A 14,793-nucleotide genomic window follows, 5' to 3' on the forward strand; every position below is an offset into this window, starting at 1 on the left:
GCGCTTATCCACCCTACAAACTCGGTTTTTGTAGGTTGGGTCAGGCGAAAGCCACCACCCAACATTAATGTACATCATCCGGAACGTAGGTCGGGTCAGGTGCGAGCCGCCACCCGACATTGGGTAAAGGGTAAATCATGCAACAGCACACACCGTATCTCTCTTTTCGCGGTATCGGTAAAACCTTCCCCGGCGTTAAAGCATTGCAGGACATCAGTTTTGACTGTTATGCCGGGCAAGTTCACGCCCTTATGGGAGAGAATGGCGCCGGCAAATCCACGCTGCTGAAAATTCTGAGCGGAAATTACGCCCCGAGTCAGGGCAGCATTGTTTTGCGTGGCGAAGACGTCACTTTTGCCGATACGCCTGCAGCCCTTAATGCAGGCGTGGCGATTATCTATCAGGAACTCCACCTGGTGCCGGAAATGTCGGTGGCAGAGAACATTTACCTCGGCCAACTCCCGCACAAAGCGGGCTTTGTGAACCGCTCTTTACTGAATTACGAAGCGAAACTGCAGCTCGAACACCTCGGTCTGGATATCGACCCCAGTACGCCGCTCAAATATCTCTCCATCGGCCAGTGGCAAATGGTTGAAATTGCCAAAGCGCTGGCACGCAACGCAAAAGTTATCGCCTTTGACGAGCCCACCAGTTCGCTGTCGCGCCGTGAGATAGACAACCTGTTTCGTGTTATCCGCGAATTACGCGCCGAAGGCCGCGTGATCCTCTACGTTTCGCACCGTATGGAAGAAATTTTTGCCCTCAGCGACGCCATCACCGTATTTAAAGATGGGCGCTACGTATGCACGTTCGATGACATGCAGCAGGTCAATCACGATTCACTGGTGCAGGCGATGGTGGGGCGCGATCTCGGAGACATTTACGGCTGGAAACCGCGTGACCACGGCCCAGAGCGTTTGCTCCTGGATGCGGTAAAAGCCCCTGGCGTGCGCACGCCGATTTCCCTTTCGGTACGCAGCGGCGAAATCGTTGGGTTGTTTGGCCTGGTGGGAGCCGGGCGCAGTGAACTGATGAAAGGCATGTTTGGCGGCACGCGCATTACCGATGGCAAGGTGTCGATTGATGGGGAGATTATCAACATCAATAAGCCAGCCGATGCGATTCGGGCGGGCATGATGCTGTGCCCTGAAGATCGCAAAGCGGACGGCATTATTCCGGTGCACTCGGTGCGCGATAACATCAATATCAGCGCGCGGCGTAAACATATTAGCGCAGGCTGCCTGATCAACAACCGCTGGGAAGCCGACAACGCCGCCTCGCATATTCGTTCCCTGAATATCAAAACGCCGTCAGCCGATCAGTTGATTATGAATCTTTCCGGCGGTAACCAGCAAAAAGCGATTCTGGGGCGCTGGCTATCCGAAGAGATGAAGGTGATCTTGCTCGATGAGCCGACGCGCGGCATCGATGTGGGCGCAAAACATGAAATCTACAACGTGATTTATGCCCTGGCGGCACAAGGCGTGGCGGTGCTGTTTGCCTCAAGCGATTTGCCGGAAGTCCTGGGGCTTGCCGACCGCATTATCGTGATGCGCGAAGGGGAAATTGCCGGAGAGTTGCTGCATGGCGAAGCCAATGAGCAACAAGCGTTAAGCCTGGCGATGCCGAAAACTAGCGCGTCTGCCGCATGAGTAAGGAGAGAAAAATGTCTGCATTAACGCCATCATCAACCAATACATCATCGGGCGGCAGTAAGAAAAAGTCGTCTTTGAGTCTCGGGCGTATCTGGGATAACTACGGCATGCTGGTGGTGTTCGCGGTGCTGTTTATCGCCTGCGCTATTTTCGTGCCGAATTTCTCCTCTTTTGTGAATATGAAGGGGTTAGGGCTCGCCATTTCGATGTCCGGTATGGTGGCCTGCGGGATGTTGTTCTGCCTGGCTTCCGGTGATTTCGATTTGTCGGTAGCGTCAGTCATTGCCTGCGCCGGGGTAACCACGGCGGTGGTGATTAACATGACCGAAAGCCTGTGGATTGGCGTGGCGGCAGGGCTATTACTGGGAATGTTAAGCGGCCTGGTGAACGGTTTTGTTATCGCAAAACTGAAAATCAACGCGCTGATAACCACCCTTGCCACCATGCAAATCGTGCGCGGCCTGGCGTACATTATTTCTGATGGTAAAGCGGTGGGTATCGAAGATGAGCGCTTCTTTACCCTGGGTTATGCCAACTGGCTGGGGCTGCCTGCGCCCATCTGGTTGACGGTCGGCTGCCTGATTATCTTTGGTTTTCTGCTCAACAAAACCACCTTCGGGCGCAACACGCTGGCGATTGGTGGGAATGAAGAAGCGGCGCGTCTGGCCGGTGTCCCGGTGGTGCGCACCAAAATTATCATCTTTGTTCTTTCCGGTTTGGTTTCGGCGGCGGCGGGGATCATTCTTGCCTCGCGTATGACCAGCGGCCAGCCGATGACCTCCATCGGTTATGAATTGATCGTCATTTCAGCCTGTGTGCTGGGCGGGGTTTCGCTAAAAGGCGGCATCGGGAAAATTTCCTATGTGATCGCCGGTATTTTGATTTTGGGCACCGTGGAAAATGCGATGAACTTGCTGAATATTTCGCCTTTCTCGCAATATGTTGTGCGCGGTTTGATTCTGTTGGCCGCGGTGATTTTCGACCGCTACAAACAGAAAGCGAAGCGTACGGTATAAATACAAGGGTGGATGTCGCTTGCGCGCCTCCACCCTTTAAAACCAGCCATTCCGTGAATAATTGAATCACTAGGGGCTCAATTATCGCAATGACTCTGTCGTGCCCGCCCTGGCGATTAATCTTAGAAAATTGCGACACCCGTCACCCTGTCTATACTTACATGGCTAATCATAAATTGTCGTTACCGTCACGGTGGCGAAATTAACTATGCAAGGAGGAGCCGCTGGTGGCTGAAGTATCATCTGTACCGCCTCTACTTTCAGGGAATCTGGCCTTTTTCTTCGACCTCGATGGCACACTGGCAGAAATCAAACCGCACCCGGATCAAGTCTATATTCCGGCAGCCGTGCGTACGTTGCTGCAAAAAATGTCGGTGATGAGTGAGGGCGCATTAGCGTTGATTTCCGGGCGTTCAATGTCTGAGCTGGATAAGCTCTCCAATCCCTTTCATTTCCCGCTTGCCGGTGTACACGGGGCAGAGCGCCGCGATATCAATGATAAAACCCACGTCGTGACACTCCCGCCACCCGTAGTCAGCGCGCTGCATCAGCAATTAAGTGAGGCGCTGCTGCTCCTTCCGGGTACCGAGCTTGAACCCAAAGGGATGGCTTTTGCTCTGCATTACCGTCAGGCACCTGAGGCCGCAGACGCTATTTTGCTTCTGGCGCAGCAAATGACGCAGCGTTACCCCGAATTAGCCTTGCAGCCGGGGAAATGCGTTGTGGAGCTGAAACCGCTGGGAATCGACAAAGGTGCGGCGATTCGCGCATTTATGCAGGAAGCACCCTTTATAGGGCGCACGCCGATTTTTATCGGTGACGATTTAACGGATGAAGCAGGATTCAAACAGGTTAATGCCCTTGGCGGGCTAACCATTAAAGTAGGTATGGGCGAGACGCTTGCTAATTATCGACTGGCAAATGTACGCATGGTTTACCACTGGCTAGGCAAATTAACGCAACACATAGAACAACAAAAGTCAGATATTTTAAGGGGAGAAGGTTATGAGTCGCTTAGTCGTAGTCTCTAATCGTATTGCGCCACCGGATGATAAAAAGAGTAGTGCGGGTGGTTTGGCTGTAGGTATTTTGGGTGCGCTAAAAGCGGCGGGCGGACTGTGGTTTGGCTGGAGCGGAGAAGTGGGTGACCCTGACGCTGCATTAAAAAAGACCCGGCGGGGCAATATCACCTGGGCGTCTTTTAATCTTAGCGAGCAAGATTACGAAAACTATTATCTGCAATTTTCCAACGCGGTACTTTGGCCGGCGTTTCACTATCGTCTGGATTTAGTCGATTACCAGCGCGAAGCCTGGGAAGGCTACAGCCGGGTCAATACGCTGCTTGCCAGCAAGCTAGAACCGCTGCTGGAAAAAGACGATATTATTTGGGTGCATGATTACCATTTACTGCCGTTTGCCGCAGAGTGCCGCAAACAAGGACTGAATCAGCGCATCGGTTTTTTCCTGCATATTCCTTTCCCGACGCCGGAAGTTTTTAACGCCTTACCGCCGCATGAAGAGCTGCTCGAAGCGCTGTGTGAATATGATTTATTGGGCTTCCAGACGGAGAACGACCGTCTGGCTTTCCTCGATTGCGTCGCCAGCATTACGCGCCTCGACAGCCACGGCAAAAACGAGCATCAGGCCTTCGGCAATACCTTCCGCACAGAGGTCTACCCGATAGGCATTGAGCCTGAAGAGATCAAAAAGAGTGCCCAGGGCCCGCTCCCGCCAAAACTGGCGCAGCTAAAAGCTGAGTTGGGCAGCATCAAAAATATCTTCTCCGTGGAGCGACTCGATTATTCCAAAGGGCTGCCGGAACGTTTCCTTGCGTTTGAGGCGCTTTTGGAAAATTACCCCCAGCATCACGGCAAAATTCGTTATACCCAAATCGCGCCAACGTCCCGGGGTGATGTGCAAGCCTATCAGGATATTCGTCATCAACTGGAAACCGAAGCGGGGCGCATCAACGGTAAATATGGTCAGTTAGGCTGGACGCCGCTCTACTATTTAAATCAGCATTTTGACCGCAAACTGGTGATGAAAGTCTTCCGTCACGCGGATGTTGGCCTGGTAACGCCGCTGCGAGACGGTATGAATCTGGTGGCAAAAGAGTATGTTGCCGCCCAAGATCCAGCGAATCCTGGCGTGCTGGTGTTGTCGAAATTTGCCGGTGCCGCTAATGAATTGTCATCTGCACTCATCGTCAACCCTTATGACCGGGATGACGTTGCGGCGGCGCTTGACCGGGCACTCACCATGCCGCTGGCCGAGCGTATTTCGCGCCATAGCGAAATGATGGAAGTGATTGAAAAAAATGATATTCATCACTGGCAGCAGAGGTTTATCGACGATCTAAAGCAGGCCGCGCCACGCAGTGAAGCGTTCCACATGGGAAAGAAAGTGGCGACGTTTCCTAAGCTCGCGTGATGAATGATAGCTGACCGTATTCAATAAGAAATATCCCCGTCGTACCACCTGAAGTATGACGGGGATCAATTTAACTAAAATTCTGCTTAACTCAACGGGACTAACAAAACATCAACCTGGCTTGACGCTACCACCGTTTTTGCAGAACACATTATCTTGCTGAAAAAGGTCTGATTGTGATTACCGCAAATCACTAAATCCACCGCACTTTTACTGCATATTGCCAGAATATGTTCACTTAACTCGCCGGTGGCAATAATGGTTTTGGCAATCGGGTAGTTCGCCTTCGCAATTAACTCGTCGATAAAAAGCTGAGTCTCTTCAAGCATTAACTCACGTAAATTCTCCATCATCGGTGCAGCGAACTGATTGTAAAGCTCCGGGTCGGAAGCGAGCGTAATCAGGGTTATTTTCCCGTTTACGGGGCTGGCGATTGAAACGGCTTTTTCCACCAGCCGTTGGCTTTCCGGACTGACGGCGACAGCAACCAAAATGTGTTGGTAACTCATTACAACCTCCTGTTGCCTGATAACCAGACGGTTAACATTTTTCCTACAACAATCTTCATTTTGAGGCAAGGATAGTCACCCCTGGAAATGTGAGTCTGCTCATGAAAAATGATAAGAAATTCTAATGTAAATGACCTGTGTAAATCTCGTAATGCATGAATCGCTTAAATTTCCATCAAACTTTCTTATTATTTTACCTCCGCATAAATATGGCCGGCTTTGACGAAGAGCTTGTTCTTTTTCTAAAGCTAAATTTAATTGTTAAAAGTTAAATGTGCTGATAAAAGGCAATAAAATAGTTCATTAGTTTGAGTTTATAAAAAATCTATATAAATCACATGGCTAAGTAGAGTGGGGTTGCGCTTATTGATGGTTAGTCATGAGATTGTTAGCCAGAAGAAAAGGTTTATCCAGATTAACGTAACGGATAATTCGAATTTGGCTACTAAGTGCTCAATTGAAAAGTCTGGCTGATGTTTGAAGGGGATATATAAAGTAAATATATGTGATCGCCGTCACATAAACTTCAAAATCCACGGGCGATCGCATTGTATGTCTAAATGGCTACGAGTAGAGTTTGCCGGGAATTAGGAAAAATCTTAATTATTTGTAAGATTTGTAAGATTTGTAAGAAATATACACTCGGATAAAAACGCACTAACAAGGAAACCTCCACGGCATCCTATGTCGATGGGATAGTGTGCGTGTTATCAGTCAATTGAATTTGGCTTTTTTGGTTGTTTTAATTTTAACCGGGATTTCCCGGCGACTCACGGGGTGCGGCATCGCCGCATGGTTAAAAGTTAGTTTTTCAGGATGAACACAATGCATACATCCGAGTTGTTAAAACATATCTACGATATCAATCTGTCGTATTTGCTTCTTGCACAGCGCCTTATTAGCAGTGATAAAGCCTCAGCAATGTTTCGTTTGGGCGTGACCGAAGATATGGCCAATTCCCTGAGCGAATTAACCTTGCCACAAATGGTAAAACTGGCGGAAACCAATCAACTGATTTGCCAGTTCCGCTTTAGCGACAACCAAACCATTACCCGATTAACACAAGACTCTCGTGTGGATGATCTACAGCAAATTCATACTGGCATTTTGTTATCCACCCGCTTATTAAATGAGGTGTCCGCGATAGACGAGGCATCTCGCAAAAAAAGGGCGTAACAAAATGAGCGAAAAAAGTATTGTTCAGGAAGCCCGCGATATACAACTGGCGATGGAATTAATTACGCTTGGGGCAAGATTGCAGATGCTGGAAAGCGAAACGCAATTAAGCCGTGGCAGACTGATCAAACTGTATAAAGAGCTCCGTGGTAGCCCCCCGCCCAAAGGTATGCTGCCATTTTCTACCGACTGGTTTATGACGTGGGAGCAAAATATCCACGCTTCCATGTTTTGCAACGCCTGGCAGTTCTTACTGCGTAGCGGACTGTGTTCCGGTGTCGATGCCGTCATTAAGGCTTATCGCTTGTATCTGGAACAGTGCCCAGCCCAGGAGGGCGGCCCGCTGCTGGCGCTGACACGCGCCTGGACGCTGGTGCGTTTTGTTGAAAGTAACATGCTGGAATTGAGCCGTTGCAACTGCTGCGGTGGCAACTTTATTACCCACGCGCACCAGCCCGCAGGCAGCTTTGCCTGTAGTTTGTGCCAGCCGCCGTCGAGAGCGGTAAAAAGACGTAAACTTTCTACGAATACTGCCGATATTATTCCACAACTGCTGGATGAACAGGTCAAACAGGCCGTTTAACAGTTCGGTGTGGATAAACACTCCAGCAGCGATAAGCGATTATCGCTGCTTTTTTTGCTCCGCATCCGCTGTTATCACCTCTGATTTGTGATTCCTCGTCACATTTAACAGCAGAAGGATGTACTCGTGCTGATTGTAATAGGTTATCTGGTCGTAATTGCGACAGTATTCGGCGGCTATATGATGACCGGCGGTCATCTTGGCGCACTCTATCAACCAGCTGAATTTATCATCATTGGTGGAGCGGGCGTGGGGGCCTTTATCGTTGGGAATAACGGCAAGGCGATTAAAGCAACGGTAAAAGCGTTGCCATTACTTTTTCGCCGCTCGAAATACACCAAAAGCCTGTATATGGATCTCATGGCGCTGCTTTATCGCCTGATGGCGAAATCTCGTCAGCAGGGGATGTTTTCCCTTGAGCGTGATATTGAAAACCCAAAAGAGAGCGAAATATTCGCCAGCTACCCGCGTATTTTAGCCGACACCCTGATGCTCGATTTTATTATTGATTATCTGCGCTTGATCATCAGCGGAAATATGAACTCGTTCGAAATTGAAGCGCTCATGGACGAAGAGATTGAAACCCACGAAAGTGAGGCGGAAATACCGGCAAATAGCCTCGCCATTATGGGGGATTCTCTTCCGGCCTTCGGGATAGTCGCCGCGGTAATGGGCGTGGTGCACGCACTTGCCTCAGCCGACAGGCCCGCGGGTGAGCTGGGTGCATTAATTGCGCACGCCATGGTGGGTACCTTCCTGGGTATTTTGCTGGCCTACGGTTTTATCTCGCCGCTGGCGACGGTGCTGCGTCAAAAAAGTGCCGAAACCACCAAAATGATGCAGTGCGTCAAAGTCACCTTGCTCTCCAGCCTGAATGGTTATGCCCCGCCAATCGCCGTTGAGTTTGGTCGTAAAACGCTTTATTCCAGCGAACGTCCTTCGTTTGTCGAACTTGAAGAACATGTGCGTGCCGTTCGTTCCCCGAATGCGCCGCAGCGTGCGACGGAAGAAGAAGTATGAAACACAATGCGCGCCCCATTGTTGTCGTAAAACGACGCAAACACAAAGGCCACGGCGGCGGCGCGCACGGTTCATGGAAAATTGCCTACGCCGACTTCATGACGGCCATGATGGCTTTTTTTCTGGTTATGTGGCTGATTTCCATCTCCAGCCCTAAAGAACTGGCGCAAATTGCCGACTATTTCCGTACGCCACTTTCCGCCGCGATTACCGGTGGGCAGCGCATCGCCGACAGCCAAAGCCCGATACCTGGCGGCGGCGACGATGTGACCCAACAGCAAGGCGAAGTGAAAAAACAGCCGAATATTGAAGAACTCAGGAAACGCATGGAAACCAGTCGCCTGAAACGCCTGGGCGATAAACTCGATCAGTTGATTGAGGCGGATCCGAAATTGCGCGCGTTACGCCCGCATTTGCAGATAGACCTGGTTCAGGAAGGGCTGCGGATCCAAATTATCGACAGCCAGAACCGCCCGATGTTTAAAAATGGCAGCGCTGAAGTGGAGCCCTATATGCGCGATATTTTGCGCAGCATAGCGCCGCTACTGAATGAATTTCCTAACAAAATTAGCTTATCCGGCCACACTGATGATCTGCCTTATGCGATGGGCGAGCGCGGTTACAGCAACTGGGAACTTTCCGCTGACCGGGCAAACGCCTCGCGGCGCGAACTGATGTACGGCGGGCTTATCGACGGCAAAGTTTTGCGCGTGGTGGGGATGTCGTCAACCATGCGCCTGACCAATCGCGGCCCAGGGGATGCCATTAACCGGCGCATTAGTTTGCTGGTACTCAATAAACAAGCTGAAGAGGCCATCGTGCACGAAAACGCAGAAAGTGAAAATCGGCCCCTAAGCATTCTCCAACAACCTGCTGCCGTGGAACCGGCGCAGAACACATTACCGCCACAATCCGGTACGAGGTGATAGCGTGAGTATGGATATCAGCGATTTTTACCAGACTTTTTTTGACGAAGCCGATGAGCTGCTGGCCGATATGGAACAGCATCTGCTCAATCTGCTGCCAGAAGCCCCCGATTCAGAACTGCTCAACGCCATATTTCGCGCCGCGCACTCGATAAAAGGGGGCGCGGGAACATTCGGCTTCTCGATTTTGCAGGAAACCACGCACCTCATGGAAAACCTGCTCGACGAGGCGCGGCGCGGTGAGATGCACCTCAGCACCGATATCATCAACCTGTTTTTGGAAACCAAAGATATTATGCAGGAACAGCTGGACGCTTATAAAAACTCACAGGAACCTGACGCCGAGAGTTTCGAATATATCTGCAAAGCGTTGCGCCAACTGGCTCTGGAAGCCAAAGGCGAAACCGCTGCGCCGCCTGCAAAATTAACGGTTGTTGAAAAAGAGCCCGTTGCGGTTACGCCATCCGGCGACGGTTTTTTACGCATCGTCATCACCGGGCTGAAAGCGACCGAACGCGATCTGCTGCTTGAAGAGCTGGGCAATCTCGGCACATTAAGCGCGATTGAAAAGGGCGAAGGTTCCGTCACCGCGACCATTGAAACGAGCGTCAGCGCCGATGACATTAGCGCGGTACTCTGCTTTGTTATCGAACCCGAACAAATCGAATTCCTGCCGTTACCTGCCAGCGCACAGGTGGAAGAAGTTGTAGAAATCGCAGCGCCGTTAGCGGTTAACGCCCCGCAGCCTGTACTCGCTGAAGTTGCCCCGGCGGCACCGGTTTCACCCCGCGTTGAGCGAGAAAACAAGCCGACGCGCGTCAGCGAATCGAGCAGTATTCGCGTCGCGGTAGAAAAGGTTGATCAGCTAATCAATCTGGTGGGTGAACTGGTAATCACCCAGTCGATGCTGGCGCAGCGATCTAATGAGCTTGACCCGGTTGAGCACGGAGAACTGATTACCAGCATGGGTCAGTTACAACGTAACGCCCGCGATCTGCAAGAATCAGTGATGTCTATCCGCATGATGCCAATGGAATATGTCTTCAGCCGCTTCCCGCGCCTGGTGCGTGACCTGGCGGGCAAACTGGATAAACAGGTGGAGCTTACGCTCCAGGGCAGCTCCACTGAACTGGATAAAAGCTTAATCGAACGCATTATCGACCCGCTTACCCACCTGGTGCGTAACAGCCTGGATCACGGTATCGAATCCCCGGAAAAACGGCTCGCGGCGGGAAAATCCGCGGTCGGTAATTTGATTTTGTCTGCCGAACACCAGGGCGGGAACATCTGCATTGAGGTTTCTGACGATGGTGCGGGCTTGAACCGGGAACGTATTCTGGCGAAAGCGCTGTCGCAGGGCATGGCGGTGCATGAAAACATGTCTGACGAAGAAGTGGGCATGCTGATTTTCGCCCCTGGCTTCTCTACCGCCGAGCAGGTGACGGATGTTTCCGGGCGCGGCGTGGGGATGGACGTGGTGAAACGTAACATTCAGGAAATGGGTGGCCACGTCGAAATCAAATCCCAGGCCAATGTCGGCACCACTATCCGCATTATGCTCCCGCTGACGCTTGCGATCCTTGACGGGATGTCGGTCAAAGTGGCGGATGAAGTATTCATTCTGCCGCTCAACGCGGTGATGGAATCGCTGCAGCCGAAAGAAGATGACCTGCATCCGTTGGCAGGGGGCGAACGCGTGCTTGAAGTGCGCGGTGAGTATCTGCCGCTGGTTGAGTTGTGGAAAGTGTTTGATGTTGCCGGGGCTAAAACGGAAGCGACGCAGGGCATAGTCGTTATCCTGCAAAGCGCCGGACGCCGTTATGCGCTGCTGGTCGATCAGCTTATTGGTCAGCATCAGGTGGTGGTGAAAAACCTCGAAAGTAACTATCGCAAAGTACCGGGTATTTCTGCTGCAACCATCCTCGGCGATGGCAGCGTGGCGCTGATCGTTGATGTTTCAGCGCTGCAAGGTTTGAATCGTGAACAACGTCTGGCAGGCCAGGCCGCCTGATCCTCGGGTTTTGAGAATAGGATAAGTAAATGACTGGATTAACCAATGTGACAAAGCTGACCGGGGAAACGGTAGGGCAAGAGTTCCTCGTCTTCACCCTCGGTGATGAAGAGTACGGCATCGATATTCTTAAAGTGCAGGAGATCCGCGGCTACGACCAGGTGACGCGTATCGCCAACACGCCTGCATTTATCAAGGGCGTGACCAACCTGCGCGGTGTGATTGTGCCGATCCTCGATCTGCGCATTAAGTTTGCGCAAGATGACGTGGAATATAACGATAACACGGTAGTTATCGTGCTGAACTTCGGCCAACGTGTGGTGGGCATTGTGGTGGACGGCGTGTCTGATGTGCTGTCGTTAACCGCAGAACAAATCCGCCCGGCACCGGAGTTTGCCGTGACGCTTTCAACGGAATACCTGACCGGCCTCGGCGCACTGGGCGATCGGATGCTGATTCTGGTGAACATTGAGAAGCTGCTCAATAGCGAAGAGATGGAACTGGTGGATAACGCTGCGCGGGTGGCGTAAAAGTTTAGGGTTAATGTCGGATGGCGCGGCGCTAATCCGACCTACCCAATATACGAAAGAATGTGCGTTTTTGTAGGGCGGATTAGCGTAAGCGCCATCCGCCGCTACTTCAGGCAAATTACGCTTCTACACGCTCGCCTGTTTCAACTTGCTCTTCCATCTCACCTTCGTTCTTCGACAGCATCGCCGTCGCCACACCGTTACCCAGCACGTTAATGGCTGAACGGCCCATATCCAGGAAGTGGTCGATACCCATCAGCAGCAAAATACCTGCCACCGGAATATTGAAGCTTGGAATGGTTGCTGCCAACACCACCAGGGCAGAACGCGGCACGCCTGCAATCCCTTTGGACGCCAGCATCAGCGTCAACATCAACACCACAATCTCAGAAAAAGTCAGGTGAATGTTATAGGCCTGAGCGATAAACATTGATGCAAAAGAGCAGTACACCATTGAACCGACCAGGTTGAACGAATACCCGATTGGCAGAACGAATGACGCGATGTTACGTGAACAGCCAAACTTAGTGAGCTGATCGAGCGTTTTAGGATAAGCCGCTTCGGAGCTGCTGGTGGTAAATGCCACCAGAACCGGGTCTTTCAGCATGGTCAGCAGGCGGAAAACATCACGCTTGAGCACCATGTAACCCACGCCAACCAGCACCATGCAGGTCAATACGATAGCCAGGTAGTAGCCGCCAATGAACGAAGCGTAGTTCAGCAAAATGCCCAGACCTTCGGTCGCCACCACAGAAGAGATGGCGGCAAAAATTGCCAGCGGTGCCACGTACATCACATAGCCCGTCACTTTCAGCATAATGTGGGAAACCACATCCAGGGCTGCCACCAATGGCGTATTAAATTTCTCGCCAAGGGATGCACCCGCGATACCGAAGAACAGAGAGAACACCACAATTTGCAGGATTTCGTTGTTCGACATCGCACCCGCGATGCTGGTTGGAATGGTATGCGAGATAAACGCTTTCAGGTTCATACCGCTAACCGCAAGGCCGGTTTGCACATCACCGGCTGGCACCTGAAGATTCATCCCGGAACCCGGATGCTGCAGGGTCACGATGAACAGACCGACCAGGATAGAGAGGACGGAAGAGGAGACAAACCAGATCATCGCTTTGCCGCCAACGCGGCCGATGGTCGAGGTTTCGCCCATCTTCATGATGCCCACCGTCAGGGTGCTAAACACCAACGGCGCAATCACCATCTTGATCAGGCGTAAAAAGATATCGGTAAACAGCGTGATGTTTTCTGCGTAACTTTTGATGTTGTCCGGTGCAGCATATTCATGAATAGCCGCGCCCGAGAGAATCCCGGCAAACATGAAAAGCAGTATGAAGAGCGTGAGTTTGTTTGAACTAGACAATTACGTTATAACCCCGTCGATTAGTAACATTTATTTAACTTATTGAGCTATATATAATAATTATGATTGCCCAATATATATTCGGCCCATAAATTGAACCAAAGTGAGTCGGGATTCAACTATTTTTTACTATTTGTCATAATTGTTAATTTAGAAACCCTTACGTAACAATGTGATTGTAATCACGAAAATAATATTATTATTTCTCTTAACGCTCAGCGTTATTCCTGCCGCTTACCTATTAATTGATTGATTCAAAAGTAAAATATTTTGCAATCACCCGAGAGGGTGATTCGTTGTTTAGTTTCTGGTCATTTCTGAATACCTAAACTAAATTTCAATTAGTTAGCGTGGTTAGCACCCTGACCGTCGAAGGGTATCGGATATGCAAAATGAGGAGTAAACAATGAAAGTGCACACACTTTTGATGCTTTGTGGCAGTGGTTTACTTTGTGGCATACCCGGAGCGCAGGCTGTCACCAGCAGCGGCACCATTGATGCAACGCTTACCCTGACGAACGGCTGTTTAATAAACGGCTCGCCCGCTCAGAACGGCATTAACTTCGGTACTCTGGATTTCGGGGAGCATCCCGCCACGTTCTCGACATTGACGACGGAACTCACCGGTGCCTCCGGTGGCAACAGCTTTGGCATTCAGTGCACCACCGGTGCGACTTACACTGTACAAGTCACGGGCAGCACCAACGGCGCGCCGGGCACTACCGTCGGTACACCGGGCACGCCCGCTCGTTACCTGGTTAATACCACCGATGCAACACAAGGTGTGGCCTACAGCATCTACAGCGACAGCGCCTTCAATAATGTGATCGCCAATAATACGGCAATTCCTAAAGCTTCCACGACCGATGGGGTAGACAACTACATTGTTTATGGTCGCATACAGGGTGGGGGCGACAGTGTCACCGTCAAGCCGGGGACTTACACTGACATCATTAACGTCAGCGTAACGTACTAACTTCCCACGCGGCGTTAGCCATTCCAGGAATTTAACAGCAGGCAGATGCCACTGCTGAGGGCCGCGCTTTGCATAAAATTCACGTCTGGTTATGGGGAGTGCTGGTGGCGCTCCCGGCAGGGGCCGTCACTCAGCAATCTTTTCAGGTCGGCGCGACGATAACCCCAGGGTGTTCGGTGGCCAGCGGCAGCGGTGGTAATTTCGGCAGCTTAAATTTTGGCAGCCATAGCGGCGTGGAAAACACCGTTGTCAGTAATGCATTTATCCCAAACACCTCCCTTGCGCTGGCCTGCACGCCAGGGGTGGCATTGAACATGACGGTCGATGGCGGCAAACATTACGCCTCGGGGCGCAAAATGGTGCGAAACGGCGGGAGTGACGCAGTGCCGTACCGGCTTTACACCAGCGGCGCGCTCACCGCCAACACGGAAATTATGGTCAATCAGGCGGTGGCGATCACTTATAGCAACAGCAACAACATTACGTTGCCGATTTATGGGGCGGCACAGTTAACCGGGTTTAGCCCCGCAGGCACCTATACCGACCAACTGACCGTGACGCTGTCATGGTAATAAAGGGA

At 51.3% G+C, this 14,793-nt stretch carries 14 protein-coding genes; 12 read left to right on the top strand and 2 right to left on the bottom strand.

Translation table 11 applies throughout. The features are described from left to right. Positions 1-137: 137 nt before the first annotated feature. The 4 genes from araG to otsA all read left to right on the top strand — a co-directional run bounded on the left by araG (position 138) and on the right by otsA (position 5,101). Positions 138-1,652 carry an L-arabinose ABC transporter ATP-binding protein AraG gene (gene araG, locus AB1E22_RS18245; protein WP_367596643.1) on the top strand — a complete coding sequence of 505 codons (1,515 nt, stop codon included), beginning with the start codon at positions 138-140 and terminating at the stop codon, positions 1,650-1,652. 14 nt (positions 1,653-1,666) lie between these two features. Beyond that, the gene (gene araH / locus AB1E22_RS18250; RefSeq protein WP_367596644.1) at positions 1,667-2,671 is read left to right on the top strand and encodes an L-arabinose ABC transporter permease AraH; all 1,005 of its coding nucleotides are present in this window, start codon (positions 1,667-1,669) and stop codon (positions 2,669-2,671) included. 227 nt (positions 2,672-2,898) lie between these two features. Then, positions 2,899-3,702 (top strand): trehalose-phosphatase, encoded by an 804-nt coding sequence (gene otsB / locus AB1E22_RS18255; protein WP_367596645.1) that lies wholly within the window; start codon positions 2,899-2,901, stop codon positions 3,700-3,702. Further along, positions 3,677-5,101: an alpha,alpha-trehalose-phosphate synthase gene (otsA, locus tag AB1E22_RS18260; protein ID WP_367596646.1), complete on the top strand. Its 1,425-nt coding sequence runs from the start codon at positions 3,677-3,679 to the stop codon at positions 5,099-5,101. The genes otsB and otsA overlap by 26 nt, the downstream gene beginning before the upstream one ends. Positions 5,102-5,187: 86 nt before the next feature. Here the strand turns inward: otsA and uspC are convergent, their stop codons facing one another. Then, complete coding sequence (uspC, locus tag AB1E22_RS18265; protein WP_367596647.1) at positions 5,188-5,610, bottom strand: universal stress protein UspC; 423 nt, start codon at positions 5,608-5,610, stop codon at positions 5,188-5,190. Positions 5,611-6,435: 825 nt separating this feature from the next. Here uspC and flhD point away from each other — a divergent pair. The 6 genes from flhD to cheW all read left to right on the top strand — a co-directional run bounded on the left by flhD (position 6,436) and on the right by cheW (position 11,856). Further along, positions 6,436-6,786: a flagellar transcriptional regulator FlhD gene (flhD, locus tag AB1E22_RS18270; RefSeq protein WP_367596648.1), complete on the top strand. Its 351-nt coding sequence runs from the start codon at positions 6,436-6,438 to the stop codon at positions 6,784-6,786. 4 nt (positions 6,787-6,790) lie between these two features. After that, positions 6,791-7,369 carry a flagellar transcriptional regulator FlhC gene (flhC, locus tag AB1E22_RS18275; protein ID WP_367596649.1) on the top strand — a complete coding sequence of 193 codons (579 nt, stop codon included), beginning with the start codon at positions 6,791-6,793 and terminating at the stop codon, positions 7,367-7,369. A gap of 126 nt (positions 7,370-7,495) precedes the next feature. Beyond that, a complete protein-coding gene (motA, locus tag AB1E22_RS18280; RefSeq protein WP_367596650.1) occupies positions 7,496-8,389 on the top strand; it encodes a flagellar motor stator protein MotA in 894 nt (297 codons plus the stop codon). Beyond that, on the top strand, positions 8,386-9,315 hold the full coding sequence (gene motB / locus AB1E22_RS18285; protein ID WP_367596651.1) for a flagellar motor protein MotB: 930 nt from the start codon (positions 8,386-8,388) through the stop codon (positions 9,313-9,315). Before motA ends, motB begins: the two co-directional genes overlap by 4 nt. Before the next feature lie 10 nt (positions 9,316-9,325). Next, complete coding sequence (cheA, locus tag AB1E22_RS18290; RefSeq protein WP_367597403.1) at positions 9,326-11,326, top strand: chemotaxis protein CheA; 2,001 nt, start codon at positions 9,326-9,328, stop codon at positions 11,324-11,326. Positions 11,327-11,355: 29 nt separating this feature from the next. Beyond that, positions 11,356-11,856 carry a chemotaxis protein CheW gene (gene cheW / locus AB1E22_RS18295; protein WP_367596652.1) on the top strand — a complete coding sequence of 167 codons (501 nt, stop codon included), beginning with the start codon at positions 11,356-11,358 and terminating at the stop codon, positions 11,854-11,856. Between the two features lie 118 nt (positions 11,857-11,974). Here the strand turns inward: cheW and AB1E22_RS18300 are convergent, their stop codons facing one another. After that, positions 11,975-13,237 carry a dicarboxylate/amino acid:cation symporter gene (locus AB1E22_RS18300; protein WP_367596653.1) on the bottom strand — a complete coding sequence of 421 codons (1,263 nt, stop codon included), beginning with the start codon at positions 13,235-13,237 and terminating at the stop codon, positions 11,975-11,977. Positions 13,238-13,643: 406 nt separating this feature from the next. On the opposite strand from AB1E22_RS18300, the gene AB1E22_RS18305 reads away from it, so the two are divergent. Continuing rightward, on the top strand, positions 13,644-14,213 hold the full coding sequence (locus tag AB1E22_RS18305; protein WP_367596654.1) for a Csu type fimbrial protein: 570 nt from the start codon (positions 13,644-13,646) through the stop codon (positions 14,211-14,213). 68 nt (positions 14,214-14,281) lie between these two features. Beyond that, on the top strand, positions 14,282-14,785 hold the full coding sequence (locus AB1E22_RS18310) for a Csu type fimbrial protein (RefSeq protein ID WP_367596655.1): 504 nt from the start codon (positions 14,282-14,284) through the stop codon (positions 14,783-14,785). The last annotated feature ends 8 nt before the right edge of the window (positions 14,786-14,793 follow it).

Source organism: Buttiauxella gaviniae (genome assembly GCF_040786275.1).
GTDB lineage: Bacteria > Pseudomonadota > Gammaproteobacteria > Enterobacterales > Enterobacteriaceae > Buttiauxella > Buttiauxella gaviniae_A.

What these genes read in the sequence shown, in the direction of transcription:
- flhC (WP_367596649.1), top strand. Translation starts at nt 6,791, where the DNA reads ATGAGCGAAAAAAGTATTGTTCAGGAAGCCCGCGATATACAACTGGCG.
- flhD (WP_367596648.1), top strand. Translation starts at nt 6,436, where the DNA reads ATGCATACATCCGAGTTGTTAAAACATATCTACGATATCAATCTGTCG.
- otsA (WP_367596646.1), top strand. Translation starts at nt 3,677, where the DNA reads ATGAGTCGCTTAGTCGTAGTCTCTAATCGTATTGCGCCACCGGATGAT.
- uspC (WP_367596647.1), bottom strand. Translation starts at nt 5,610, where the DNA reads ATGAGTTACCAACACATTTTGGTTGCTGTCGCCGTCAGTCCGGAAAGC.
- araG (WP_367596643.1), top strand. Translation starts at nt 138, where the DNA reads ATGCAACAGCACACACCGTATCTCTCTTTTCGCGGTATCGGTAAAACC.
- cheA (WP_367597403.1), top strand. Translation starts at nt 9,326, where the DNA reads ATGGATATCAGCGATTTTTACCAGACTTTTTTTGACGAAGCCGATGAG.
- AB1E22_RS18305 (WP_367596654.1), top strand. Translation starts at nt 13,644, where the DNA reads ATGAAAGTGCACACACTTTTGATGCTTTGTGGCAGTGGTTTACTTTGT.
- motB (WP_367596651.1), top strand. Translation starts at nt 8,386, where the DNA reads ATGAAACACAATGCGCGCCCCATTGTTGTCGTAAAACGACGCAAACAC.
- cheW (WP_367596652.1), top strand. Translation starts at nt 11,356, where the DNA reads ATGACTGGATTAACCAATGTGACAAAGCTGACCGGGGAAACGGTAGGG.
- araH (WP_367596644.1), top strand. Translation starts at nt 1,667, where the DNA reads ATGTCTGCATTAACGCCATCATCAACCAATACATCATCGGGCGGCAGT.